The organism is Nocardia anaemiae NBRC 100462, assembly GCF_001612725.1.
GTDB lineage: Bacteria > Actinomycetota > Actinomycetes > Mycobacteriales > Mycobacteriaceae > Nocardia > Nocardia anaemiae.
The window spans coordinates 63912-88840 of record NZ_BDAZ01000046.1 but is presented as its reverse complement, the minus strand read 5'-3'; the positions used below and the strand labels follow the sequence as shown (position 1 = coordinate 88840).

Sequence of the window (24929 nt, the reverse complement as noted above, 5' to 3'; positions counted from 1 at the left end):
GCCGCGTCGGCAGCCGCTTGCCATCGCCCGAGTACTGCGAGAATCGTGGGCCTACCGAACCGTCGGTGGTGGTCGGCGCCATGGACATCCACCGACGAACGGGCGTGCCGGTATCCGCGGGCTGGGATCGAGATGACCACTATCGGCGACGCGGCTCGTAGCCGACGGCGGTGTCGTAGAATCCGATTTGTATTGGGTATTGCGGAAACTTCGACCACTATCGGGTCGGGTTGAACCAGTTCAGGTCGGCAGCGCATCAGGGCCCGACTACGGTGAATTTCTTTCAGGAAGGCACCATCATGCCCATCCAGCACATTGCCCGTTACCGCGGTCACTGCGGCGACGATGGCAGTCCTCGCATTCCCCGGCGGCGTCCTCCCCGTGTGCGATTCTGCGGCAATCGCGTCGGCGCAGGTGTTGCACGCCTCGCCCGCCGCGACAGCGCAAACCGAGTTCTACGCCGAGATGCGGACGCTATGGGGTCAGCACATGGACGGGACCTGGGCGGTCGTGGTCGCATTCGCCGACGACCCCGTCGCACTGCTGCCTCGTCTGGATCGACTGCTGCGCAACCAGGTCGACATCGGAAACGCGTTCGCACCGTACTACGGCCAGGAGGTCGCCCGGCAGCTCACCGGCCTGCTGACCATCCACATCTTGCAGGCGGTGCCAGTCCTCACCGCCACCAGGATCGGCTACAAACCAGCACTCGACAGGGCAGTCGCGGACTGGCATGCCAACGCTCGAGATATCGCCGACTTCTTCGCTGGGCTCAACCCCAACTGGCCGCAGCAGGACATGCGTGAGGCGCTGGGCATTCACATCGACCAGACCGTCGCGGACTCCGGCGCCGTCATCGGCGGCAGGAACAGCGAGGCGACCGCCACGTTCGACGAGGCCAAGGCGCACATGATGGGTTTCGCCGACGTCCTCAGCCAGGGCATCGTCACCCAGTTCCCGGACAGGTTCTGAATTCGCCTGCTCGCGGGCGCGGGTTGGAAGCGAGTACGGCCGTTAGCCAGACAAGTGGTCAGGGGACGGCACAATGGATGACATGTCAGTGGGTGGCGGGGACGCCACTTGGGGACCAGAGCAGACGTTCGGACGTTATCGGTTCCTGTCGCTGCTGGGTCAGGGCGGCATGGGCCAGGTGTGGCGGGCGCATGATTCGCTGACCAATCGGGTGGTGGCGCTGAAACTGTTGCCCGAGCGCTTCGCCGATGACGAGCAGCTGCGCGAGCGGTTCCGTCGGGAGTGCCGGGCGGTGGCACAGCTGACCGAGCCGCACGTGATCCCCATCCACGACTTCGGCGACATCGAAGGTCGGCTCTATCTGAACATGCGCTTGATCGAGGGCACCGACCTGCGCAAAGTGCTTTCGCGAGAAGGGGCCTTGTCGCCGCGGCGGGCAGTGGCGATCATCGCGCAGGTGGCAGGCGCGCTGCAGGCGGCCCACGATGCCGGGCTGGTTCATCGCGATGTCAAACCCACCAACATCCTGCTGGGGGCCGATGAGTTCGCCTACCTGATCGACTTCGGGATCGCCCACGCCGCCGACGACCGTACGCTGACCACGACCGGCGAGACCATCGGCACCGTCGCCTACATGGCGCCGGAGGAGATCGGCTCGGACGTCAAGGCCGATGCCCGAGTGGACGTGTACGCGTTGACGTGCGTGCTGCATGAGTGCCTGACCGGTCGGCCGCCGTTTGCGAGCACCTTGGGGATGCAGGGTGTGCTGGCCCATCACCTGCACACCCCGCCGCCGCGTCCCAGCACGACTACACCCGATGTACCGACTGCGTTCGATGCGGTCATCGCCAAGGGAATGGCCAAAGATCCCAACGACCGTTACCAGACCGTGCGCGAGCTGGCCGCGGCCGCCTGCGCGGCGGTGGGCGATTCCGCGGTCAGCACCACCGGGGGCGTGGCCGCGCGCCTCCGGCGGCGAATCAGATTGTCGCCCAAGGCCGCTGGGCTGCTCGCCGCCGCGGTCGCGGTGACGGTGGTGGCCGCCGTAGCTGTCGTCATCGGCGTCCAACGGGAATCAGGCGGCGGTGGCAACCCGCCCGCACCTATAGCCGGGGGCTACTCGCCACAGACTTCCCTGCCGTTCACCGACGTATCCCTCCCCACCGCCGTGGCGGTCGACGCTGCGGGCAACGTATACGTCACCGACATGGGTGACGATCGGGTGATGAAACTGGCGGCGGGCGCCTCGGCGCCGACCCCGCTGCCGTTCACCGGCCTGAAGAATCCCCAGGATCTGGCGGTCGACACGGCGGGCAACATATACGTCAGCGACACGAGTAACGATCGGGTGATGAAACTGGCGGCGGGCGCGTCGGCGCCGACTCCGCTGCCGTTCACCGGCCTGAAGGATCCGCGTGGTGTGGCGGTCGACAGGGCGGGAGACGTATATGTCGCCGACCGGGGTAACGACCGGGTGTTGAAATTGGCGGCGGGCGCGTCGGCGCCGACGACGCTGCCGTTGACGGGTCTGCAAGGTCCCGACGGTGTGGCGGTCGATACGGCGGGCAACGTATACGTCACCGAATTGGGTACCGAGCACGTGACAAGGTTGGCGGCGGGCGCGTCGGCACCGACCATATTCCCGTTCACCGGGCTCAAAGATCCCCAGGGTTTGGCAGTCGACACGGCCGGAGACGTATACGTCGTCGACTGGGGTAACAAATGGGTGGTGAGGTTGGCGGCGGGCGCGTCGACGCCGACCCCGCTGCCGTTCACCGGCCTGAAGAATCCCCAGGGTTTGGCGGTCGACACGGCGGGAGACGTATATGTCACCGACTTGGGCCCCGATCCGGTGGTGAAACTCCCCGTCGGTTGATCCACCCGGACTGCCCAAACGATCCAAGCGGTGCCGCGATCGGGAAGACACGGCGGCGTTCGCCTCACTGCATCCCATGACAAAGCTGCCTCACCGAATGGCTCCATGGCTATGCTGACACCGAACGCGAACCAGGAGAACAACATTGGCGAAGCTGCACCGGCCCGGGCGCCCCGACGACCTGCCGGATGCGCGACTCCTATGGGCGTGGTGGGCGGCCGTAGCGGTCGCGACCTACGACCGTGACGAGGAGCGCGAGCCGCCGCACCATTCCCGAACCGCGCACCGACAACGACCTCGCCGCCATGTTCGCACTGGCCAGCCGCGCCGGTCTCGACACTCCCAACTGGAACGGCACACTCGGTGTCCGCAGCTGAACCGGGTTGCCCGCTGTCGGATTCTGTATCCCGTTGGTAGTCAATGGGTGGACTCGGGCCCGTGCTCGGGTGCCGCCTGAAGTTCGGGGGCGGCCGCGGCCAGCAATGCGTCGCGGTCCCGGCTCAACGGAGGGTAGATACGCCGGGTGTTGATGGCGCGTTTGGTGTCTTTGGCCTCGACGCCGCGCGCCACCACGTGACGCTCCCAGCCCTCGGTGTACACCGCGCCTGCCGGTCCCAGATCGAGAACCGTTACATACCAAGGGATCTGCAACGGCTTCATAGGCTTGCCCAGAAGATCGCCGATGACGTTATATCCGGCCCATCGGCCCATCGGGCGGCTGTGCTGACAGGACATCACCGATATGTGTTCGTCGTCCATTTTCGCGGCGGCGACGTCACCGGCGGCGAATACCCCGGGCACACCGCAGACCCGTAGATAGTCGTCGACGGGGAGTCGACCCAGCCCGTCACGGTCGATCCCGAAATCGGCGGTCAACGGGTTGGCCCGCATGCCAGCACACCAGACGACGGTGGCGGCGGCCACCACCTCACCCGAGGAGAGCGTCACGCCGCGCTCATCGATGGCGACGACCCTGACACCCAACTTGGTCTCGATGCCGATGTGGGCCAGCGCAGCCTCGATGACCGGTCGCGCCGATGCGCCCATGTCCGAGCCGACGAAGGGGTTGTGGTCGATCAGGATGACCCGCGGTGCGACAGCACATGTCGCGAAGGCGTCGGCGAGTATCGCGGGCAGCTCAGTCGCCTCTTCGATCCCGGTCAAACCCGCCCCGACGACGACTACTGTCGCGGCCGCCGGGTCAGCGGGGCCCTTTCCAAGCCCGCGCAGGTGCGCTTGCAGTCTGGTCGCCGCGTCGTGGGTGTCGATGTCGAAACCGAACTCCCGCAGGCCAGGGATATCGGGCTTGACCACCTGGCTGCCCAACGCGAGCACCAGTCGGTCGTAGCCATGAGTCCCCGCGGTGGATTCCACCACCCGCGCAAGAGCATCAATCGCCGTCACTTCGCCGATAATGTGCTTGATTCCGACCGGATCGAGAAGAGCGCTCAGCGGGATGCGGGATGTGCTCAGATCGGTCTCATAGTCGCGCACGCGGATGTCGTGGTATGGCGTGGAACTGATCATCGTGACGTCGACGGTTCCGACCGCTACCCCGAGCTCGTCGAGCCGCCGCGCCGCCCCGAGAGCCGCCCACAGACCCGCGAACCCGGACCCGAGAACCACGACCCGCGAAGGATCCGTCACTGCAGCACGCTGCACCTCGTCATTCTATTTGTGTGCCTGGTGAGGTTGGTACCACTCGCGCGGGTTGCGCGAGCTCGTCGGCACGCGGCCGAGTGGGGCGCAGCTTCAGTCAGATGTAGCTTTGGTCGCCGCGCCCATAATCAGCGGTCGAACAATCGGGGGCATTCGACGCCACGACGTTTCCTGTACGTCTTCGAGCTCCAGGCCGGACGCTCGGATCAGGTCGAGGGTGGCGCGGTTGCAGTGGCAGCCCTCCGCGAACCGGCGCCACGGGCTGGCGAGGCGGTCCTGCCAATGGGCGAGTCGCGGCGATTCCGAACGCACGTGCTCGATGAACAGCAGCTGGCCGCCGGGGCGCAACACGCGCCCGATCTCCCGCAACACCGGATCAGGGTCGTCGACAGTACACAACACGAGCGTTGAGACGACCGTATCCACGGTTTCATCCTCGAACGGCAGTTGTTCCGCCGGTGCATCGAGCACACGTGCCTGACGTCGATTGCGATGCAGTCTCTGCGCCAACCGCGTACGCATCGCGGGCTCCGGTTCGGTCAGGATCAGTTCGTCGAGGCCGTCACGGTAGTACTCCAGGTTGAGCCCAGTACCGCTGCCGAGTTCGACAGTCCGTCCCCTCGCACGGCCGAGCAAATCCCGTCGCCGAGCGCCCATCCCTGACCTCTCGCCCATCCACAGCAGAGGGTCATACAGCGCCGCGAAAACCCGGGCCCACAGGTCCGAGCCGTTCACCGCTGCCGCTGGCACGGCGCCACTGCTCACAAGCTCGACGGTACGCCTGGCGGGCATCATCGTGCATATCCAGCTCGCCGAGCGGGGGGCTGCGGGAGGTTAGGCGGCAGCACTCGCGGAGTGGGTGCGCAGTCACGGCGAAGGCGGGCTCGCCGAATTTGCCGCGATCGCCGATCCCGAACGGCGGCTGCGCGAGCTGCTCATCACGGTCGTGCAGGCCGTCCAGCCGCTCGCGCCGTCGGTGCATCTGAGCCTGCTCGGCGACCGCAACGATCCCAGGGGCAGGGACGCGGTCGGCCGGGTGAACGGTGCCCGGCTGGAACTCATGACCCGCACTTACCGCGAACTCGGCCTGCTCCAGAGCGTGCGGAACATCGGGCGCGGATCGCCTACGCGGCCATCCTCGGCCTGCTACACCTGGCACAAACCGATGAAGATTCCCCGCGTCCTGCGGGACTCTCTCACGAAGCGACCGCGATCTTCGTGCCCTCATAACAGCACACGCAACAACGAGCCATCCACAAGCGGAACCACGCGTCAAGGCTGCACCACGAGGGGCTGACGACCATGCGCACTGGGCTGGCCTCGCCCTGGTGCCCTCACGAACCGGGTGTGGGCAAACGTCTGAAACCAGCTAACACTTGTCTAGCCGGTACCTCTTCGGTGGGCGCAGAGGGGTTCGAACCCCCGACCGCTGGTGTGTAAAAGCGCGCCGCCAGGCATCGGGTACCGATGTGGTTTTGCTCCGAGTTCCGGCCATATCGACGCGGTGACGCTGAATCGACCGATGGGGCGTGTGGCATCGAATGCGCCTGCCCGCGTGAGACTTTCGCCCGCTGGTCGATCATCGGCGGGGTGCACCGATGATCGCGCTCGGGTCGTTCATCGTGTTCGGTCTGCCGCTGATCGTGTTCATCGCGGCCCTCTGCTGGCCCGAGCGCATCGCGAAAGATCGCACGGTGGAAGCGATCCGGCAGCGTATCGAGAATGCGCGCCGACGGCCACGAGGTCTCGACCTCGACGGTGCAGCGGGCACTGCGACGGCGCAGGCTGCTGTTGCCGCGGCTATCGGGCCGACCGCAAGACATGGGTGCTCTTGCAGCGCAAGGTATTCCACGATCCATGGAGCGGAACCGAGTGTGGCAGACCGACTTCAGCGAGTTCGAAACGATCGGTGGTGGGCTCTGGTGGATCTGTGCGGTGATCGTCTACGCCACCAAGTACTGCATGGCCGCCAGCGAGGTCTTCTCGTCGGCGGAAACACGTAATCGCCTGCGACTAACTGTTTTTCGTTCCAGATGCGACGTACATGTCCAGCACCCAACAATGATGTCAGCGCGTAGGCGGCGCGAATGTCAAGAGGGGTTGCACCGTCGGTCAGGCAACGACGTGGCAGCTGTCAGCGGTCGTTCTCGGGGAGGATTCCGCAGGTGCTGCGCCGGGACATCGGGACAACACGGTTGCCGGTCGGGCGCTAATGGATCCATTCAGGCCGTCACAGCCGCCTGACCCCACCCCTCAAAGTGACCGAAACATTGCACCAACAAGTAACGGCACGTTTAATAGTGGAGCAACGGTGACGTAACTCACAGGCAATCTGGCCTTCCGGGCTGGCCGAGAGGAAGCCACATGCGACAGTATCTGCCGAGGCTTGATCCGGACTTCCGTCTTCGCTGGTCCAAGGCATGGGACCCGATGTGCTGGTCGCCGTGGGCCGTACTCGGACGATGTCGGGTCTGGGCCGCCGCCACCCGCCCCCGGCGCATCACCGTCCGTCTCCTCATCACCTTGCTGGTTCTGCTGGTGATCTGGCCCCTCTCGGGCGGTGCCGCCGCCGGGCGCGCGGACACGGTCGGCGGCGGCCGGAGCACATCCGCGATCGACGGACTGGCCTGGACGGATATCCGCGACTCGTCCGGAATTCCGTTGTCGAACTACCTGTTTGCGACCGACAGCAGCATTCTCAACCCGCGGGAGACGGCTTTTGCGATGGTGTTGGGCCTGCTCTTCACGGTGTACATGGTCATCGTGATCAGTGCGATTTGGCTGACCGGCTTCGTGGTGAGTTTTCGCTGGCTCGATTGGCTCAGCAAACCGTTGAATGCGGTCGCCGACGGCCTGAGGGATCAGATCGCGACCCCGATCATGCTGACCGTGGCGGTGTCTATCGGCGCATTCGTCGTCGCTTGGTTCGTCGTCCGCGGATACCACGCCAAGGCTGCACTACAGGTCGTGTTCATGCTGGCTGTAGCCGTGGTCGGCGTCGGCTATCTGGCGCATCCGCTTGCCGCTGTGTTGTCGTCGAACGGCCTTCTGGCCCAGGGGCGCGACGTCGGGATCTCGGTCGCGGCGGGGCTGAACGGCGAATCCAACGCGGACCCGAGAGCAATTGTCGCCGACCTGAACAGCACCGTGGCCGACAATTTCGCTCGACATCCGCTGCAGGTATGGAATTTCGGTCATGTCATCGACGATTCGCCGAGATGCCGTACAGCCTGGTCGTCCGGAACTCTAGCGGGCAGTGAATCGCAGGTCGCACGAGGCATGCGCGACTGCGGTGACGCCTACGCCTACGCCAAGATCAAGAATCCGAGTCCCGGGCAGATCGGCACCGGGCTGATACTTCTTATATTCGGCACCGTCCTCCTGCTGTTCATGTCCTATCTTTCGATCAAAATCTTCCTCGCCGCACTGTCGGCGGTCTTCCGCGCGATTTTCCTCATTCTCTGTTTCGCCGTGGGAGGTTTCATACCGGGCCTTCCTCAGACAATTCTGGTGCGCAACGCGGTCGGCATTGTAGGCGATACCGGGTCGCTGGTGGGCTACATCGTGTTCTTGGGCGGTTACTCCCTTGTGCTGGACGATATCTTCGAATCGGCACCGGGCAGTGGTACCGCCACCATCTTCGTCGGCGGGGTCGTGCTGATCGCAGGCTTCATACTGGTGCGACGTCTCGATCTCAACATGCTCGGTGCCCAGAGCCAGACCGTCGACAAGATTCGTGCGGTGCTCGAGGGCAGGCCGCCTGCCGGCGGGCCGGCTACCGACATCGGCGCGGCGGGCCTGCGCTACTCGCTGTCACCGGGCCATGCCATGGGAACGGCAATGCGTGGTATCGCCGAATTCAACGCGAACCCCGTAGCGTCATTTATGTTCCGTCGCCCATCACCGTTGACGTATTACTCCGGGCGCATGCAGGAAATGAATTACCTGAATTACGAATTGCTCCGAGGAAATGTACCGCCGCGGGCCGCCGGGAGCTGGATGGCGCGGCTCACCTTGGGAAAGAATGCGCACGATGCGGCCGCCAGGGCTGCCGCGGACGACTTCGGCGGCACCAACGCGCGAGCCGCTTCGGCAGCCATGACTACAATCCTCAGTCTCGGCGCCGACCGCGCCGACGCCATCGGTGCTCTCGCTGTCGCCCGCTTTCCCAACGAAATCCGCAGATGGGCGGCCGAGGCGCATGCCCGTACCATGCAGTCCGCCGATGACAATCCGGTGGAATACGGCCCGTTGAAAAGAGTTGCGGCCGCCTTGGACCTGGCCGAAAACTCCCGGCAATACGGCGCCGCCGAGCGAAACGCCCACAATGCCCAATTCGCGGAATCCGCGGCACTGTTCCACCGCCTCAGCCCCCGGCCCATGCGCAATCGCAGTGATGCGGATTGGGAAACCGATCCATTGGTTTGGGATACGGTGCGGCGGAACTATGCGACGTTCGATGATTTTCAGCGTGTCGTAACACCAGGAAGGTTTGCACAAGCCGATGAAGACACCCGCAGGTACATTGCGTACCGGCTTTCCCGGGATCTGGCCGAAACGGGAGAACGATATTACCGAACTCCGGACGATCAAAATCTCCGCCAGGAAGCGATACGGCAGAAGAATAGGGCCGTATATGTCGATCTGCAACTAGCTGGAACCAATATAGGGCCGTGGACGAACTAATTTCCATTGACAGGTTGGGTGATCGTCAAGTGACAACATCGCAAAAAGAAGTAATCCGGAGCCTCGTTCCCGCCCGAATGGACCGGCTGCCGTGGACGAAGTTCCATTGGCTCATCGTCGTCGGTCTCGGTGTGTCCTGGGTTTTGGACGGTATAGAGATCCAGATTGTCAGCAGCATGGGCGGGCCCCTGCAGCATGCAAGCACCCTACATCTGACAAGCGGGCAGGTCGGCGCGATGGCGTCGTGGTATCTGGCGGGCCAAGTCGTCGGCGCGCTCGTGTTCGGCCGGCTTACCGACCGGCTCGGCCGCAAGCGACTGTTCATCCTCACACTTGCGATCTACCTGGTCGGCAGTGGTCTCGCCGGGTTCGCCTGGAGTGCCTGGTCGCTGTATCTGTTCCGCTTCATCGCAGGCACGGGAATCGGCGGTGAATACACCGCGATCAACTCGGCCATCGACGAGATCATGCCTTCCAGGTATCGGGGCCGCGTGGACATCGCGATCAACGGGACCTATTGGGGCGGCGCGGCAATAGGCGCGGCGGCCAGCCTCATCCTGTTCAATGAGCGATTCATTCCAACCGAATGGGGATGGCGGCTCGGCTTCTTCATCGGACCCGTCCTCGGATTCATCATCATATTCGTGCGCCGCCACATTCCCGAAAGCCCGCGCTGGCTGCTCACCCACGGCCGGGCAGCCGAAGCCGAACGCACCGTCGATGAGATCGAAGCGCAGGTCCGCGGCCAAGGCGTCGAACTGCCTCCGGTCGATGACAGCAAAGCCCTCGACATCGTCGACACCGACCGGCTCTCCTATATTCAGATGGCTCGGATCTTCTTCGGCCGCTACCCTTCCCGGTCTTTTCTCGGCTTCACGATGATGGCAACGCAAGCATTCCTCTACAATGCAATCTTCTTCACCGTCGGTTTGGTGCTGATCAATTTCTACGACGTCCCAGCCGATCACACGGGATACTATTTCTTCCCGTTCGCCATCGGTAACTTGATCGGCCCATTGGTACTTGGCCCCCTCTTCGACAACATCGGTCGCCGGAAGATGATATGCGCGACCTACCTGGGCTCCGGTTTCCTGCTTTTCGTTTCCGCATGGGCATTCAATGCGGGCATTCTCGATGCCACCACCCAGACTCTCTTCTGGTGCGTCATCTTCTTCTTCGCCTCGGCGGGGGCGTCCTCTGCTTATCTCACGGTCAGCGAGATCTTCCCGCTGGAATTGCGCGGTCAAGCCATCTCGTTCTTCTTCGCCATCGCGCAGGGCGCCGGCGGGGTCGTAGCGCCGTTCCTCTTCGGGCATCTGGTAGGTGGCGCCGACAACCCGAGTCCCGACCGGTTCCCGCTCACGGTGGGGTACATCATCGGCGCCGGGTTCATGATCTTCGGTGGTCTGGTCGCCTGGTTCTTCGGCGTGAACGCCGAAGGTCAGTCCCTGGAGGACATCGCGGATCCGCTGTCCGTGGCGAAACCAACGGAACAACCTCCTTCCATGATCAGCGAGCCGTTAATGGATGGCACATCATCTATCGATCCAATGAGGAGGAACTAGCGCGATGGTGCAGCCAACTCCTTGGCGAGCGAGTCGAGACCGGCAGCTGCAGGCAGGCTCGACGAGAAGCTCTCCGGGCCGTGCCCGGAGGCGCCGGGTCGACCTCGCCAAACTCCGGATGGGGGTGCAACCACTGGCGACCCTGCTCCGTGACAACTGGGGTTTCCTGTGTGCCGCGATCGGGAGCATCATCACGTTCACCCTGTTGTTCAAACCGTGGCTCGCCACGGGCGGCCCCGACGGCACGATCTGGAGCAATGCCTTCGGCCAAACCCACATCACCACCACGCTCGTGGGTCTCTGGTCGAAGAATCCACCGTCCCACTCCAACCTCAGCGGCAAGTGGGCCATTCTCGCCAGCCTCGCGATCTTCCTGACCATCCTCGCCGCGTCGATCAATCTCTGGGCGCGCACCAAGGCCCTTGCCGGTTTGACGACCGTTTCCGCGGTGGCAGTGGCACTTTTCATCACGTTCACGCTGGTCTATCTCAACGGGAAGGGACCGGAGCTGCGCTCCATGATCGGCTCCGGCCCTCCGACCGACCTCGGGACCCAGGTCGGCTTCGTGATCCGATGGGCCTCGGGCAACGGACAATATCCAGTGCCGGGGCTACGGAAGGTCGAGTTCGAGACCGCGAAACTCACCGATACCGCGTGGCTGGCCGGTGCGACGGCGATATTCTCGGCCATCGCAGCCATCGCGCAATGGGTTCAGAGAATGAAGTCACGTCCCAGCACCGGCTTAGCGAAGGCTCTTGTTTCTGACCTAGCACTACCGCGACCGTCGCATCCTCCGCGCCCATGATCTTCTCCAGCAGCAGCAGCGTGGAGCAAACCGTGGAGCAGGCGCATGTTCCAGCCCGTCGCTTCGTGTCGTTGGCTGTCGGATACATGGGGCATCGGCGACTACTCCACCAAGGGGCCCTCGATCACCGTCGGCGGGACCTCTGGTGGCGGTACCGGCGCCGACTCCGTTGTCGTTCGTATCGACACCTCGGGGTGTCGCTTCCAGCTGGTCGACTCGTCTGCATCGGTGGCGGTCTACAGATCCGCGAGAACTGCACGGTACAAGTCATCGGACGGCGGTTCACGATGCGTGGTCGATGCGCGGGCGATGGGTGCCCGCGTGCACGAGCGATGCTCGTGGAACATTCGCGACCTTCGGTCGCGTGGCCCTAGTGGTGGGTCGGCCCGCATTGTGTTTCCGCGCCCCTCCAGTGTCAAGGGCGCCTGGCGGCGTCGCCTGCGCGGCCTGGCGGCCACCCACCTGGAGCCTCTACGCGAAAAAGGCAGGCCTTATCGGGCAGGCGGTGCCTGCCCGATACTCTGTGCAACCCGACCCACACCAGGGCCAAAGCAGACGGACAGATCCGCCGGTCTGTTCAGAGGAGGGAAAACTGCTCCTATCAGGAACTTCAGTTGTGGGCGCAGAGGGGTTCGAACCCCCGACCGCTGGTGTGTAAAACCAGAGCTCTACCACTGAGCTATACGCCCGGGATCCGTCGGTGGGTGACCGACGGGCCGGTCTAGGACTCTAGCGCGGCGAGCGCTTTCTCCCAAGCCGCCTGGTCACGGGGCTCTCCGGGGCCGTTCATTTCGGCGAAGCGGATGACGCCGTCGCGGTCGACGACGAAGGTGCCTCGGTTGGGGTAGCCGGATTTCTGGTTGAAGACGCCGTAGGACTGGGCGACGGCGCCGTGCGGCCAGAAGTCGGACAGCAGCGGGAAGATGTAGCCCTGTTCGGCGGCCCAGATTTTGTGGGTGGGCGGTGGGCCGACGGAGATGGCGAGGATTTCCGCGTCATCGTTCTGGAATTTGGGTAACTCGTCGCGGACCTTGCACAGCTCACCCTGGCAGATGCCGGTGAAGGCGAGCGGATAGAACACGATCAGCACGTTTTTCTTGCCCCGGTAGTTCGAGAGCGTGACGTCCTGGTTGTTCTGATCCTTGAGAGTGAAATCCGGCGCGAGCGTGCCGACTTCCAGCGGGCCAACCTCGACTGGCATCACTGATCCTCCTCGTGTCGGGCTACACCGGGCGGTGAAACACCGCCCGGCGAAACCATAGCGAAAGCGGTCAGCGCTGTTTCGAGGGTGCCTTGGGCTGCACGAGTCGGCTGCCGGACCAGGCACCGAGGCTGATCGCCGAGGTTTGTGTCAGACCCGCCGTGGGTGCTGCTTCTGCGATATCGCTTGGATCGACATGACCAGGTTGGCCGGTCTTAGGGGTGAGTACCCAGACGAAGCCTTCGTCGGCCAGTGGCGTGATGACATCCATCAGCTCATCGGCCAAGTCGCCATCGCCTTCTCGCCACCACAGCAGGACAGCGTCGACAACCTCGTCGGAGTCTTCGTCGACCATCTCCCCACCGCTGGCCTCTTCGACGTCGGCCCGCAGGTCGTCGTCGGTGTCCTCGTCCCAGCCCAGCTCCTGGACAACCATGCCGTGTGTAATGCCAAGCTTCTGAGCGTAGTTCTGCGCGTCCGCCGCGGCGACCACGGTGGTGTCCTCCTCAACTCCAGACAATAGGTAGTTGCAAGCGAACATGGTTATCGCCTCGAGCGCAAGCTGATCGGACGAAATACCCATGGAATGTCGCGTGACAACCTCGTGTCGTTGGCCGATTTTCGCCACCGGCACCCCGAATTCAGCGCTTCGGGCAGGCGTCCTTCACCGCGTTGCGCGCCTCGTTGACCCGCTTGCTCGCATCGTTGAGTGCGCCGACCGGAGCGGTGTAGGTCATCTTGCGGGTCTCCGCCGCGAGCTGGCGTGCGGCGGCGACGTATTCGGTGAACTTGGCCTGCAGGTCCGCGGGCAGCGCGCCGTTTGCGTTGTTCACCCCGGTCTCCACCTTGGTCGCGGCGTCTTCGAGGGTTTTGGCCGCGGTGTCGCGCTTGGCGTTGTAGTCTGCGGCGTTCGCATCGTGCGCGTCTACGAATTCGTTGTACTTCGAAACGCCCACACCTGTGGTTGTGGCGAACTGACCGCAGTTGTCACTGATCGCCTGGGCCTGGGCCGCCGCCTTGCGCGATGAGGTCGCCGCCGCGGAGGAGGAGGCCGCCTCGGTCTTGTAGGCGGCCAGCTCCGAGGTGTTCGGATTGGCAACGCCGTCAACGTGTTTCGCGCATCCCGCGATGGTCAGGCCGACCACGACCGCCGCTGCCGCGCACACCGCTGCGAACCCGCGTGGGTCCAGCACCTTCATCGTCCTCCGTGCCTCTCTGTGTCACCGGCGGTCCTCGACTCACGTTCCCTGCGGAACCGTACTGCAGATGTCCCTGACATGATGACCTGGGCCACATCTTCCGCAAGGATGGAGGTGCGCCCGGAACCTTTCGTAAAACGGGTGGTCCGCCAACCAAGTGTGCCGCCCGGGGAAACAGACGCCCATCAGCTTGTCCACCCCTGTACGAGGAGCAGATTTGACCGACCTGATCCACTCTTCCGCGCCAGCGAAATCCGTTGGCACCGACTCCGCGCCGCGCGATCCGAATGGATCGCAGGTGCCGCCTGCGGGCGGGCGGGTGCGGGTTATCCGCGAAGGGGTGGCGTCCTATCTACCGGACATCGACCCGGAGGAAACCTCCGAATGGCTCGAATCGTTCGACGACATGCTCGACCGGGAAGGTCCGGGCCGCGCGCGTTACCTCATGCTCCGGCTGTTGGAACGCGCCGGTGAGCGTAGGGTCGCCATTCCATCCCTGACCTCCACCGACTACGTCAACACCATCCCCACCGAGAACGAGCCGTGGTTCCCCGGCGACGAAGAGGTTGAGCGGCGCTTCCGTGCCTGGATCCGCTGGAACGCGGCGATCATGGTGCACCGGGCGCAACGTCCCGGCATCGGTGTCGGCGGCCATATTTCGACCTACGCCTCCTCGGCGGCGCTATACGAGGTCGGCTTCAACCACTTCTTCCGCGGTAAGGACCATCCCGGCGGCGGCGATTCGATCTTCATCCAGGGTCACGCCTCGCCTGGCATCTATGCTCGCGCCTTCCTCGAGGGCCGGTTGAGCACCGACCGGATGGACGGTTTCCGGCAGGAGTACAGCCATGGCGGTCCGGGCCACGGCCTGCCGTCGTATCCGCATCCGCGGTTGATGAACGACTTCTGGGAGTTCCCGACGGTGTCCATGGGCTTGGGCCCGATGAACGCCATCTACCAGGCGCGGTTCAACCACTACCTGCACGACCGCGGCATCAAGGACACCTCCGATCAGCACGTCTGGGCCTTCCTCGGCGACGGCGAGATGGACGAGCCGGAGTCGCGCGGTCTGATCCAGGTGGCCGCCAACGAGGGGCTGGACAACCTGACCTTCGTGATCAACTGCAACCTGCAGCGCCTCGACGGCCCGGTGCGCGGTAACGGCAAGATCATCCAGGAACTGGAGTCGTTCTTCCGTGGCGCGGGCTGGAATGTCATCAAGGTCATCTGGGGCCGGGAGTGGGACGCGCTGCTCGGAGCCGATCGCGACGGCGCGCTGGTGAACCTGATGAACACTACCGCCGACGGCGACTACCAGACCTACAAGGCCAATGACGGCGCGTACGTCCGCGACCACTTCTTCGGCCGCGATCCGCGCACCAAAGCCCTGGTGCAGGATCTCACCGATCAGGAGATCTGGAACCTCAAGCGCGGCGGTCACGACTACCGCAAGGTCTACGCCGCCTATGCGGCCGCGATGGCGCACAAGGGCCAGCCGACGGTGATCCTGGCCAAGACCATCAAAGGCTACACCCTCGGCAAGCACTTCGAGGGCCGAAATGCCACGCACCAGATGAAGAAGCTGACCCTGCAGGACCTCAAGGATTTCCGTGACCTGCAGCGGATTCCGATCTCCGATGCCGAACTGGAGAAGGATCCCTACCTGCCCCCGTACTACCACCCGGGTATGGAGGCACGCGAAATCCAGTACATGCTCGATCGCCGCAAGGCGCTCGGCGGCTTCCTGCCCGAACGACGCGCCGCGGCAAAGCCGCTGCAACTGCCCGGGGACGAGGCCTACAAGTCGGTGCGCAAGGGTTCCGGCAAGCAGAACGTGGCCACCACGATGGCCCTGGTTCGGCTCATGAAGGAGCTGCTGCGGGATAAGGAGATCGGCAAGCGGATCGTGCCGATCATTCCGGACGAGGCCCGTACGTTCGGTATGGACTCGTGGTTCCCTTCGTTGAAGATCTACAACCGCAATGGGCAGTTGTACACGTCGGTGGACGCGGAATTGATGCTTGCCTACAAAGAGAGTGCCGTCGGGCAGATTCTGCACGAGGGCATCAACGAGGCCGGATCGACCGCATCGTTCACCGCGGCGGGCACTTCGTACGCCACGCACGGCGAGCCGATGATCCCGCTGTACATCTTCTACTCGATGTTCGGATTCCAGCGCACCGGCGACGGATTGTGGGCGGCGGCAGACCAATTGGCCCGCGGCTTCGTGCTCGGCGCAACCGCCGGGCGAACCACGCTGACCGGTGAGGGGCTGCAGCACAACGACGGCCACTCGCTGCTGCTGGCCTCCACCAACCCGGCCGTGGTGACCTACGATCCGGCGTTCTCCTTCGAGATCGCGCATATCGTGCGCGATGGTCTGCGTCGCATGTACGGCGGCGGCACCCCGGAGCCGGGTCCCGGCGCACTGCCGGGCACGCATCCGCACGGTTCCGCGGGCGGCTTCGGTGGCGAGGACGTCTTCTACTACATCACCCTCTACAACGAGCCATATGTACAGCCCGCCGAGCCCGACGATCTCGATATCGCCGGACTGCTCAAAGGGCTCTATCTGTACAAGCGCGGCGGTGAGGGCAATGTGCGCGCTCAGATCCTGGTCTCGGGCGTCACGGTGCCCGACGGCGTGCGTGCCCAGGCGCTGCTCGCCGAGGAGTGGGGTGTGCAGGCCGATGTGTGGTCGGTGACCTCGTGGGGTGAGCTCCGCAAGGAGGCACTCGACAAGGAGGTCGCCCAGCTGCGCAATCCGGGTACCGATGCGGGCGTTCCGTACGTCACCCAGGCGCTGGCCGGGGTCGAGGGGCCGTATGTGGCCGCGACGGACTGGATGCGCGCGGTGCCGGATCAGGTGCGCAAGTGGGTGCCCGGCGACTTCACCACGCTCGGCACGGACGGTTTCGGTTTCTCCGATACCCGTCCCGCCGCGCGCCGGGTCTACAACGTCGACGCGCAGTCGATCGTGGTCGCGGCTCTGGCCGCGCTCGGCCGCACCGGCAAGATCGATCCGGTCAAGGCCGTCGAGGCTGCGGCCAAATACCGCATCGATGATGTCGACGCCGCGCCGAAGTCGGCTCCCGGCACCGAAGACGAACTCGCATAGCGGACGATTGGATGGTGGAACGTAAACCGCCGCGGCCGCGTCGGATCTCCGAAGGCTCCTCCGAGCACGAGGTGTATCTGCCGACGGGCGCGCTCTCCCCGAACCGGCAAACTCGCGACCCGCTGCCGGACACGCTGCTCAAACGCGTGAAGCAGTTCTCCGGACGCCTCTCCACCGAGGCGGTCGGGTCGATGCAGGATCGGTTGCCGTTCTTCGCCGATCTGGATGCCGCGCAACGCGCGGGCGTGCAGATGCTGGTGCAGACCGCGGTGGTGAACTTCCTGGAATGGCTACAGGACCCCGATAGCGATATCCGGTTCAGCCTGGACGCCTTCCAAGTGATCCCGCAGGATCTGGCGCGGCGGCTGACGCTGCGCCAGACCGTGGACATGGTTCGCGTGGCCATGGAGTTCTTCGAACAATGGCTGCCCGCGCTCGCGCGCAACGACCGGCAGCTGGTCGCACTCACCGAGGCGGTGTTGCGCTACGGGCGCGAGCTCGGATTCGCCGCCGCCTCGGTGTACGCGAGCGCCGCGGAATCACGTGGCGCATGGGATACCCGGCTCGAGGCATTGGTCGTGGACGCGGTCGTGCGCGGCGATACCGGCCCGGACATGTTGTCGCGGGCCGCGACCCTGAACTGGGATGCCACCGCCCCGGCGACGGTGCTGGTCGGCACGCCGCCGGGGGATCAGGGCGTCTCGATGGTCGGCTCGGTGCACACCATCGCCGCGCGGCACGGTCGCGCGGCGCTGGCCGTGGTCCAGGGTTCGCGGCTGGTGATGGTGGTCAGCGGGAATCTGGGCGATACGTCTTATGCCTCACCCTTTCTCGCGGATCTGCTGGCCGAGGTGTTCTCCGACGGTCCGGTGGTGATCGGCCCGACCATGCGCACGCTCGGTGCTGCGCATGCCAGCGCGGTGGAGGCGCTGGCCGGAATGGAGGCCGTTGTCGGCTGGCGCGGGGCCCCGCGGCCGGTGCACGCTGCGGAATTGTTACCGGAGCGAGCGCTGTTGGGTGACCGAGCTGCAATCGACGCGTTGAACGAGTATCTTGTCCTACCGTTGGCCGCCGCCGGATCGGCGCTGGCCGACACTCTCGAGGCCTATCTGGATTGCGGTGGCGCGGTCGAGACGTGTGCGCGTCAGCTGTACGTTCATCCAAATACGGTGCGCTATCGCCTCAAGCGGATAGCCGAGATCACGGGGCGTGATCCGATGAATCCGAGGGACGCATATGTGCTCCGGATCGCCGCCACAGTAGGTCGTTTGACACGAACCCGTAACGAATCGTCGACTCCTACCCCAGAAGTCACTCAATTCCCACTGAGTCACGAAGGCCTGTAACGCAGCCGTCGAAACGGTCGATCGGGACAACCCACATGCGCTTTTGTGGGACCCCCACAAAAGCGCTCCGAAAGGTTCATTCGCGTCGACATCTCGTGCGGCCCACCTCACAGTGTTTTCTTAGAGGTGTGATCGCGTTGTTCGCCCCAGGACAGGGGTCCCAGACACCCGGCATGCTCGCGCCTTGGCTCGACCTTCCCGGCGCGACTGACCGCCTCGCCCTCTGGTCCAAGGCCTCCGGCCTGGATCTGGTACGGCTCGGCACCACGGCTACGGCGGAGGAGATCACCGATACCGCCGTTACCCAGCCGCTCGTGGTCGCCGCCGCACTGCTGGCCTTCGCCGAAATCGAGTCGGATTCACTTCCGGCCGATACCATCGTCGCCGGACATTCGGTCGGTGAACTCGCCGCCGCCGCGGTCGCCGGAGTCATCTCCGCCGATGATGCGGTGCGACTGGCCGCCATCCGCGGTGCGGAGATGGCCAAGGCGTGCGCACTGGAGCCGACCGGCATGTCCGCGCTGCTCGGTGGCGATGAGGCCGCCGTGCTCGCCCGGCTCGAAGAGCTCGAACTCGTCCCGGCCAACCGCAATGCCGCGGGTCAGATCGTGGCCGCCGGACGTTTGACCGCCCTTGCGGAACTCGCCGCCAACCCGCCCGAGAAGGCGCGGGTGCGTGCGCTGCCCGTCGCGGGTGCGTTCCACACCGCGTTCATGGCCCCGGCTCAGGACGCTGTGACGGATGCCATATCCAAGATCGCACCGAACGAGCCGACCAGGACCCTGCTTTCGAACTTCGACGGCAAGCCGGTTACCTCAGGAGCCGATGCTGTCGCTAAGCTCGCGGCGCAGGTCACCCGGCCCGTCCGGTGGGACCTGTGCACCGAGACCGTCCGTGCCGCGGCGGTTTCGGCAGTGGCGGAGCTGCCGCCGGCGGGCACGCTCGTCGGCATCGCAAAACGGGAACTGAAGGGCACGCCAACATTGGCCCTGAAGACCCCCGAAGACCTCCCCGCGTTGGCCGGGCTCACCAATTCCGGCTAGCTTTCCCCCGCGACCGTGTAACCAAATGCACGATCGTGACCGAGCGGACGGTAACCATCGGCTCGCTCGATTCGAAAAACAACAGTGAAGCCCTACAAAGTAGATAAGAAGGGAGCCACGAAGTGGCCGCTCTGACCCAGGAACAAATCGTCGAGGAACTCGGCAAGATCATCGAAGAGGTGACCGGTATCGAGCCCTCCGAGGTGACGATCGAGAAGTCCTTCGTCGATGACCTGGACATCGACTCGCTGTCCATGGTCGAGATCGCGGTTCAGACCGAGGACAAGTACGGCGTCAAGATCCCGGACGAGGATCTGGCCAGCCTGAAGACGGTCGGCGACGCTGTCGCCTACATCCAGAAGCTCGAGGCCGAGAACGCTGAGGCGGCCGCGGAGCTCAAGGCCAAGTTCGACGCCGAGTAGGGCCGACACTGTGACCACTCCTTCCACCTTGAACGGGAACTTCCCCAACGTCGTCGTTACAAGCCTGGCGGCGACCACGTCGATCGCTGGTGATGTCGATGCGACGTGGAAGGGACTCCTCAACGGCGAGAGCGGAATCGACACTCTCGAGGACCCCTTCGTCGAGGAGTACGACCTTCCGGTCCGCATCGGCGGTCACCTGAAGGTCCGGCCAGAGGCCCTGCTGAGCCGTGTCGAATGTCGGCGCATGGCCTACGTCGAGCAGCTCGCGACCGTACTCGGTCGCGAGGTCTGGCAGAACGCGGGCAGCCCCGAGGTCGACCCGGAGCGGCTGGGTGTGGCGATCGGTACCGGGCTCGGTGGCGGTGACGCCCTCATCGACTCGGTCGACAAGCTGAAGAACGGTGGCTATCGCAAGATTTCGCCGCTGGCTGTTCAGATGGTCATGCCGAATGGTCCGTCGGCCGTCGTCGGTCTCGAATTGAAGGCCAGGGCAGGAGTGGTCACTCCGGTCTCGGCATGCTCATCGGGCTCCGAGGCCATCGCCAATGCGTGGCGAATGATCGTCATGGGTGACGCCGATATGGTCGTCACCGGTGGCGTGGAGGGTTTCATCGACGCGGTGCCGATCGCGGCATTCACCATGATGCGCGCGATGAGCACCCGCAATGACAACCCGAAGGGCGCTTCGCGTCCGTTCGACAAGGATCGCGACGGTTTCGTCTTCGGCGAGGCCGGTGCGTTGATGGTCATCGAGACCGAGGAGCACGCCAAGGCTCGTGGCGCGACGATCCATGCGCGCCTGCTGGGCGCCGGTATCACTTCCGACGGTTACCACCTGGTCGCACCGGATCCCACGGGTGACGGTGCCGCCCGGGCGATGACGCGGGCGATGCAGACCGCGGGTCTGACGCCCAAGGACATCACCCACATCAACGCGCATGCGACCGCTACCCCGATCGGCGATACCGCCGAGGCCAATGCGATCAACAAGGCCGTCGGTAACCACGCTTCGGTGTACGCGCCGAAATCCGCGCTGGGACATTCGATCGGCGCGGTTGGCGCACTGGAATCGATTCTGACCGTGCTCAGCATCCGGGACGGCCTCGTTCCGCCGACGCTGAACCTGGACAACCAGGATCCGGAGATCGATCTGGATGTGGTGCACGGCGAGGCCCGCCGTCAGGAGATCGAGTACGCCATCAACAACTCGTTCGGTTTCGGTGGGCACAATGTCGCGCTCGCCTTCGGTCGCGCATAGCCGCGCGGTATCTGATTCGGTCGGTGCGGAGCCCTCCGTGGCTACCCGAGCTGGTTCCTCCGGGGCTTGACCGCACAGACCGACAGACTGCAGACGAATCCCCGGTGGGGTCGACCAACGCCAGAATCGGTCGACCCCACCGGTGTTCGACATACGCAGCCGCGGTAGCGGCGCACGTCTTAGAGGTGAGGAGTAAACGCGATGACAATCATGGCTCCCGCGTTTCGACCAGAAACTGCAACCGATCCACGTGATCCGCTCGGTCGGCTCCAACGCTTCTTCGACCCCGGAACGGTTCTCCCGCTGCATCCGCGCGACAAGTCCGGTGTGCTCGCCGCGATCGGCGAGGTCGACGGCGTCCGCACCGTCGCCTACTGCTCCGATGCCACCGTCATGGGCGGCGCGATGGGTGTGGAGGGCTGCAAGCACATCGTCGACGCGATCGACACCGCTATCGATTCCGCCATTCCGGTGGTCGGCATCTGGCATTCCGGCGGCGCTCGACTGGCCGAGGGTGTCGAGGCGCTGCACGCGGTCGGTCTGGTCTTCGAGGCCATGGTTCGCGCATCCGGTCTGGTGCCGCAGATTTCGGTGGTGCTCGGCTTCGCGGCCGGTGGCGCCGCCTACGGTCCCGCTCTCACCGACATCGTGATCATGGCGCCCGAAGGTCGGATCTTCGTGACCGGTCCCGATGTGGTGCGCAGTGTGACCGGTGAGCAGGTCGATATGGCCACCCTGGGCGGTCCGGAGACGCACGGCAAGAAGTCCGGTGTCACGCACATCGTCGCCGATGACGAGGCCGATGCGCTGCATCGTGGTCGGCGCCTGGTCTCGATGTTCGCCGAACAGGGCGAATTCGATCTGGTCGCGGCCGCGCACGGTGATGTCGATCTGAAGGCGATGATGCCGGAATCGGCCAAGCGCGCCTACGACGTGAAGCCGATCGTCCACGAGCTGCTCGACAACGTCGACGGTGAGTCCTCGTTCGAGGAACTGCAGGCTGGTTACGCGCGCAGCATCGTCACCGGTCTCGGACGGCTCGGCGGGCGCACCGTTGGCGTGCTCGCCAATAACCCGATCCGCCTCGGTGGCTGCTTGAACTCCGAAAGTGCCGAGAAGGCAGCGCGTTTCGTGCGGTTGTGCGACGCGTTCGGCATTCCGCTTGTTGTGCTCACCGATGTGCCCGGGTACCTGCCCGGTGTCAGCATGGAGTGGGAAGGCGTGGTGCGACGCGGTGCGAAGCTGCTGCACGCATTCGCCGAGGCCCGGGTGCCGCGGGTCACGCTGGTCACCCGCAAGATCTACGGTGGCGCCTACATCGCGATGAATGCCCGTTCGCTCGGTGCGACCGCGGTGTATGCCTGGCCCGGTTCGGAGGTCGCCGTGATGGGCGCCAAGGCCGCGGTCGGCATCCTGCACAAGAAGGCCCTCGCGGCCGCGCCGGAGGAAGAGCGTGAGGCGCTGCACGAGCGTCTGACGGTCGAGCACGAGCGCATCGCCGGTGGTGTCGAGCGCGCGATCGCGATCGGCGTGGTGGACGAGGTCATCGATCCGGCCAAGACGCGCAGCATCATCGCCGCGGCATTGGCGGCGGCGCCGGTGCGCAAGAGTCACCACAAGAACATTCCGCTGTAATTCGGTTGGGAAAGCGGGTCTCGGGATTTCCCGGGGCCCGCTTTTCGTTCGTATTGTTCTGCTCGGCGGACGTGGGATGACAATCGGGTTTCCGCGCCGAAATAAAGTTGAAACTTCGGCGATACGAATAGCTCGTATGTTGCGCGCATGAGCGTGACGATCGAAACCACCGCAGCAGCCGACCCGGTGCGCAAACCGCCCTGGTACCGGTCGCTATTCCTGCAACTGCTGGTTGCGATCGTGGCCGGAATTCTGGTCGGCAAGCTGTGGCCCGGCTTCGGCGCGGATCTCAAACCGCTGGCCGACGGATTCATCAAGCTGATCAGAATGGTGATCGCGCCGATCATCTTCTGCACGGTGGTGCTCGGCATCGCCCATGTGGGCGATATGAAGGCGGTGGGGCGGATCGGTGTGAAGGCGCTGATCTACTTCGAGGCGATCACCACCTTCGCGCTGCTCTTCGGCTTGCTGGTCGGCAACCTGGTGAAGCCGGGTGCGGGCTTTCATGTCGACGCGCAGACCCTGGCGACCGGTGCCGAGAAGATCGCAAAGACAACCAAGAACGGCGAGCTGCCGCATACCGTCGACTTTGTGCTGAATATCATTCCGGCATCGGTGATTTCGGCATTCGCGGAGAATGCGCTGCTGCAGGTGTTGTTCTTCGCGGTGCTGTTCGGTTTGGCGCTGGCGAAGTTCGGCGAACACGGTCCGCCGGTGATTCTGGAGGCGGTCGATCACATCGGGAAGATCTTCTTCACGATCATCGGCTGGATCATGAAATTGGCGCCGCTGGGTGCGTTCGGGGCGATGGCCTATATCGTCGGGCAGTACGGACTTTCCGCACTCAGCAGCTATGGCAAGTTGATCGCCTGTTGTTATGGGGCGGCGGTGTTGTTCCTGCTGGTGCTCGCGGTGGTGGTGCGGATCTTCGCGGGGGTGAGCCTGTGGAAGCTCGTCAAATACATCAAGGATGAGCTGTTCCTCGCGCTGGGCACCGCGTCGACCGAGGTGGTGCTGCCGCGGATCATGATCAAGCTGACCGAGGCCGGTTGCTCCCGGGCGACCACCGGGCTGGTGATACCGACCGGATATTCGTTCAATCTCGATGGCGCGACGCTGTACTTGTCCATCTGCGTGCTGTTCTTGGCGCAGGCGCTCGGGGTGGATCTGAGTCTCGGCGAACAGATCACGGCGGTCGGCGTGCTGATGTTGACCTCGAAAGGTATGGCGGGCGTGCCGGGTTCGTCCTTCCTGGCGCTGTCGGCGACGATCACCGCGATCGGACACGGATCGATTCCGGTGGCCGCGGTCGCGCTGCTGCTCGGAGCCGATCGGCTGATGGATTCGATGCGAGTCACGGTGAATCTGCTCGGCAATTGCGTCGCGACATTCGTGGTCGCGAAGTGGGAGGGACAGTTGGATTCGGACCGAATGCGCAAGGTGCTCGACGGTGAAGAGGTGCCGCCATTGGAAGACAAGGACCCAATGGTCGCCTACTCGTCGGAAGAGGCATCAGCCTAGGGCGCGGTCGCATAACTAGTGAGTGCCTCGCACAGGCTATAGCTTGTGCGAGGGACTCATTGGATATGCGATAGCGTAATTACGAAGCGAGGCGGGCCTTTTCGGCGGGGTTGTCGCGGCTGACGCACTCTTGGTAGGGGTTGGGGGTGCCGATGTGTTCCTGGCAGTCCCAGGTGCTGGTGCCGATTGTGATGGGGACGACGTAGCCGACGTCCCACAGATCCGATTGCACGGCATAGGCATTGGTGACCGCGAGGGCGGTGGGGCAGGCGGCGTCGCCCTTGGTGGTCACGGCGAAGACGGCCAGGCCGAAGGGGCCCGCGCCGCAGGAGATCGTGGCGGGCTCGGGGACCGGCGGGGTAGTGACCGTGGTCGGCGGTTCGGTGGTCGGGGTTTGCGCATAAGTTGTGGTGGCGGATGTGGTTGTCGTGCGCGCGGTGGACGCGGTGGTGCTCGTGGCCTTGGTGTTGTCGTTGTCCGCCTTGTCGCAGGACGCCAAGCCGAGTGCCAGAACCGCGGCCGCGACGACTGTCGAGAGTGCACTGATGGAACGCATAAAAGCCGACCTCCTCGTTGTGCAATCAACGGCAGGGGTTACCGAACCACCCCCGATTCGTTCC

At 64.5% G+C, this 24929-nt stretch carries 20 protein-coding genes and 1 tRNA gene; 14 read left to right on the top strand and 7 right to left on the bottom strand.

Annotation, left to right across the window (positions count from 1 at the left end; genetic code table 11):
* Nucleotides 1-345: 345 nt before the first annotated feature.
* The 3 genes from NA5_RS25660 (at nt 346) to NA5_RS42905 (ending at nt 3225) form a co-directional block, all read left to right on the top strand.
* A complete protein-coding gene (locus tag NA5_RS25660) occupies nt 346-972 on the top strand; it encodes a hypothetical protein (protein WP_062990414.1) in 627 nt (208 codons plus the stop codon).
* Nucleotides 973-1054: 82 nt separating this feature from the next.
* Nucleotides 1055-2848, top strand: a complete 1794-nt coding sequence (locus NA5_RS25655; RefSeq protein WP_371856459.1) for a serine/threonine-protein kinase PknD — start codon at nt 1055-1057, stop codon at nt 2846-2848.
* Between the two features lie 242 nt (nt 2849-3090).
* Nucleotides 3091-3225 carry a hypothetical protein gene (locus NA5_RS42905; protein ID WP_281201757.1) on the top strand — a complete coding sequence of 45 codons (135 nt, stop codon included), beginning with the start codon at nt 3091-3093 and terminating at the stop codon, nt 3223-3225.
* A gap of 40 nt (nt 3226-3265) precedes the next feature.
* Here NA5_RS42905 and NA5_RS25650 read toward each other — a convergent pair whose 3' ends face one another.
* Together NA5_RS25650 and NA5_RS25645 are read right to left on the bottom strand one after the other, a co-directional pair.
* Complete coding sequence (locus NA5_RS25650) at nt 3266-4495, bottom strand: NAD(P)/FAD-dependent oxidoreductase (RefSeq protein ID WP_062990410.1); 1230 nt, start codon at nt 4493-4495, stop codon at nt 3266-3268.
* 105 nt (nt 4496-4600) lie between these two features.
* Nucleotides 4601-5272, bottom strand: a complete 672-nt coding sequence (locus NA5_RS25645; RefSeq protein WP_245672394.1) for a class I SAM-dependent methyltransferase — start codon at nt 5270-5272, stop codon at nt 4601-4603.
* Nucleotides 5273-5366: 94 nt separating this feature from the next.
* Between NA5_RS25645 and NA5_RS25640 the strand changes: the two genes are divergently transcribed.
* From NA5_RS25640 to NA5_RS25620, 4 genes are all read left to right on the top strand, one after another.
* Nucleotides 5367-5804, top strand: coding sequence for a hypothetical protein (locus NA5_RS25640; RefSeq protein WP_174555269.1), 438 nt, complete (start codon nt 5367-5369; stop codon nt 5802-5804).
* Between the two features lie 1226 nt (nt 5805-7030).
* A complete protein-coding gene (locus NA5_RS25630) occupies nt 7031-9193 on the top strand; it encodes a hypothetical protein (protein WP_157110623.1) in 2163 nt (720 codons plus the stop codon).
* Nucleotides 9181-10758: an MFS transporter gene (locus tag NA5_RS25625; protein ID WP_245672393.1), complete on the top strand. Its 1578-nt coding sequence runs from the start codon at nt 9181-9183 to the stop codon at nt 10756-10758. Before NA5_RS25630 ends, NA5_RS25625 begins: the two co-directional genes overlap by 13 nt.
* Before the next feature lie 205 nt (nt 10759-10963).
* Complete coding sequence (locus NA5_RS25620; RefSeq protein WP_157110622.1) at nt 10964-11563, top strand: hypothetical protein; 600 nt, start codon at nt 10964-10966, stop codon at nt 11561-11563.
* Nucleotides 11564-12180: 617 nt separating this feature from the next.
* Here NA5_RS25620 and NA5_RS25615 read toward each other — a convergent pair.
* The 4 genes from NA5_RS25615 to NA5_RS25600 form a co-directional block, all read right to left on the bottom strand.
* Nucleotides 12181-12252 (bottom strand) — tRNA-Val (locus NA5_RS25615).
* Nucleotides 12253-12284: 32 nt separating this feature from the next.
* The gene (locus tag NA5_RS25610; protein ID WP_062990402.1) at nt 12285-12764 is read right to left on the bottom strand and encodes a peroxiredoxin; all 480 of its coding nucleotides are present in this window, start codon (nt 12762-12764) and stop codon (nt 12285-12287) included.
* Nucleotides 12765-12834: 70 nt separating this feature from the next.
* Nucleotides 12835-13257 carry a DUF3052 domain-containing protein gene (locus tag NA5_RS25605; RefSeq protein WP_062990488.1) on the bottom strand — a complete coding sequence of 141 codons (423 nt, stop codon included), beginning with the start codon at nt 13255-13257 and terminating at the stop codon, nt 12835-12837.
* 148 nt (nt 13258-13405) lie between these two features.
* Nucleotides 13406-13963 carry an Rv2240c family protein gene (locus tag NA5_RS25600; protein WP_062990400.1) on the bottom strand — a complete coding sequence of 186 codons (558 nt, stop codon included), beginning with the start codon at nt 13961-13963 and terminating at the stop codon, nt 13406-13408.
* A 298-nt stretch (nt 13964-14261) separates the two neighbouring features.
* On the opposite strand from NA5_RS25600, the gene aceE reads away from it, so the two are divergent.
* The 7 genes from aceE to dctA all read left to right on the top strand — a co-directional run bounded on the left by aceE (nt 14262) and on the right by dctA (nt 24309).
* Complete coding sequence (gene aceE / locus NA5_RS25595) at nt 14262-17081, top strand: pyruvate dehydrogenase (acetyl-transferring), homodimeric type (protein ID WP_245672399.1); 2820 nt, start codon at nt 14262-14264, stop codon at nt 17079-17081.
* Nucleotides 17082-17092: 11 nt separating this feature from the next.
* The gene (locus NA5_RS25590; protein WP_062990397.1) at nt 17093-18427 is read left to right on the top strand and encodes a PucR family transcriptional regulator; all 1335 of its coding nucleotides are present in this window, start codon (nt 17093-17095) and stop codon (nt 18425-18427) included.
* Between the two features lie 128 nt (nt 18428-18555).
* On the top strand, nt 18556-19470 hold the full coding sequence (locus NA5_RS25585) for an ACP S-malonyltransferase (RefSeq protein ID WP_062990395.1): 915 nt from the start codon (nt 18556-18558) through the stop codon (nt 19468-19470).
* Between the two features lie 122 nt (nt 19471-19592).
* Nucleotides 19593-19892 (top strand): meromycolate extension acyl carrier protein AcpM, encoded by a 300-nt coding sequence (gene acpM / locus NA5_RS25580; RefSeq protein ID WP_040688302.1) that lies wholly within the window; start codon nt 19593-19595, stop codon nt 19890-19892.
* A gap of 10 nt (nt 19893-19902) precedes the next feature.
* Nucleotides 19903-21153 carry a KasA/KasB family beta-ketoacyl-ACP synthase gene (locus NA5_RS25575; protein ID WP_062990393.1) on the top strand — a complete coding sequence of 417 codons (1251 nt, stop codon included), beginning with the start codon at nt 19903-19905 and terminating at the stop codon, nt 21151-21153.
* Nucleotides 21154-21354: 201 nt separating this feature from the next.
* Nucleotides 21355-22788 carry an acyl-CoA carboxylase subunit beta gene (locus NA5_RS25570; RefSeq protein ID WP_062990391.1) on the top strand — a complete coding sequence of 478 codons (1434 nt, stop codon included), beginning with the start codon at nt 21355-21357 and terminating at the stop codon, nt 22786-22788.
* A gap of 147 nt (nt 22789-22935) precedes the next feature.
* Nucleotides 22936-24309 carry a C4-dicarboxylate transporter DctA gene (gene dctA, locus NA5_RS25565; RefSeq protein ID WP_062990390.1) on the top strand — a complete coding sequence of 458 codons (1374 nt, stop codon included), beginning with the start codon at nt 22936-22938 and terminating at the stop codon, nt 24307-24309.
* Between the two features lie 79 nt (nt 24310-24388).
* Here the strand turns inward: dctA and NA5_RS25560 are convergent, their stop codons facing one another.
* Nucleotides 24389-24865 carry a hypothetical protein gene (locus NA5_RS25560; protein WP_062990388.1) on the bottom strand — a complete coding sequence of 159 codons (477 nt, stop codon included), beginning with the start codon at nt 24863-24865 and terminating at the stop codon, nt 24389-24391.
* Nucleotides 24866-24929 lie beyond the last annotated feature (64 nt).

Bases quoted from the DNA above. Each gene is read 5' to 3' on its own strand.
- NA5_RS25660 (WP_062990414.1), top strand. From the start codon at position 346: ATGGCAGTCCTCGCATTCCCCGGCGGCGTCCTCCCCGTGTGCGATTCT.
- NA5_RS25590 (WP_062990397.1), top strand. From the start codon at position 17,093: ATGGTGGAACGTAAACCGCCGCGGCCGCGTCGGATCTCCGAAGGCTCC.
- NA5_RS25600 (WP_062990400.1), bottom strand. From the start codon at position 13,963: ATGAAGGTGCTGGACCCACGCGGGTTCGCAGCGGTGTGCGCGGCAGCG.
- NA5_RS25560 (WP_062990388.1), bottom strand. From the start codon at position 24,865: ATGCGTTCCATCAGTGCACTCTCGACAGTCGTCGCGGCCGCGGTTCTG.
- NA5_RS25570 (WP_062990391.1), top strand. From the start codon at position 21,355: ATGACAATCATGGCTCCCGCGTTTCGACCAGAAACTGCAACCGATCCA.
- NA5_RS25610 (WP_062990402.1), bottom strand. From the start codon at position 12,764: ATGCCAGTCGAGGTTGGCCCGCTGGAAGTCGGCACGCTCGCGCCGGAT.
- dctA (WP_062990390.1), top strand. From the start codon at position 22,936: ATGAGCGTGACGATCGAAACCACCGCAGCAGCCGACCCGGTGCGCAAA.
- NA5_RS25655 (WP_371856459.1), top strand. From the start codon at position 1,055: ATGTCAGTGGGTGGCGGGGACGCCACTTGGGGACCAGAGCAGACGTTC.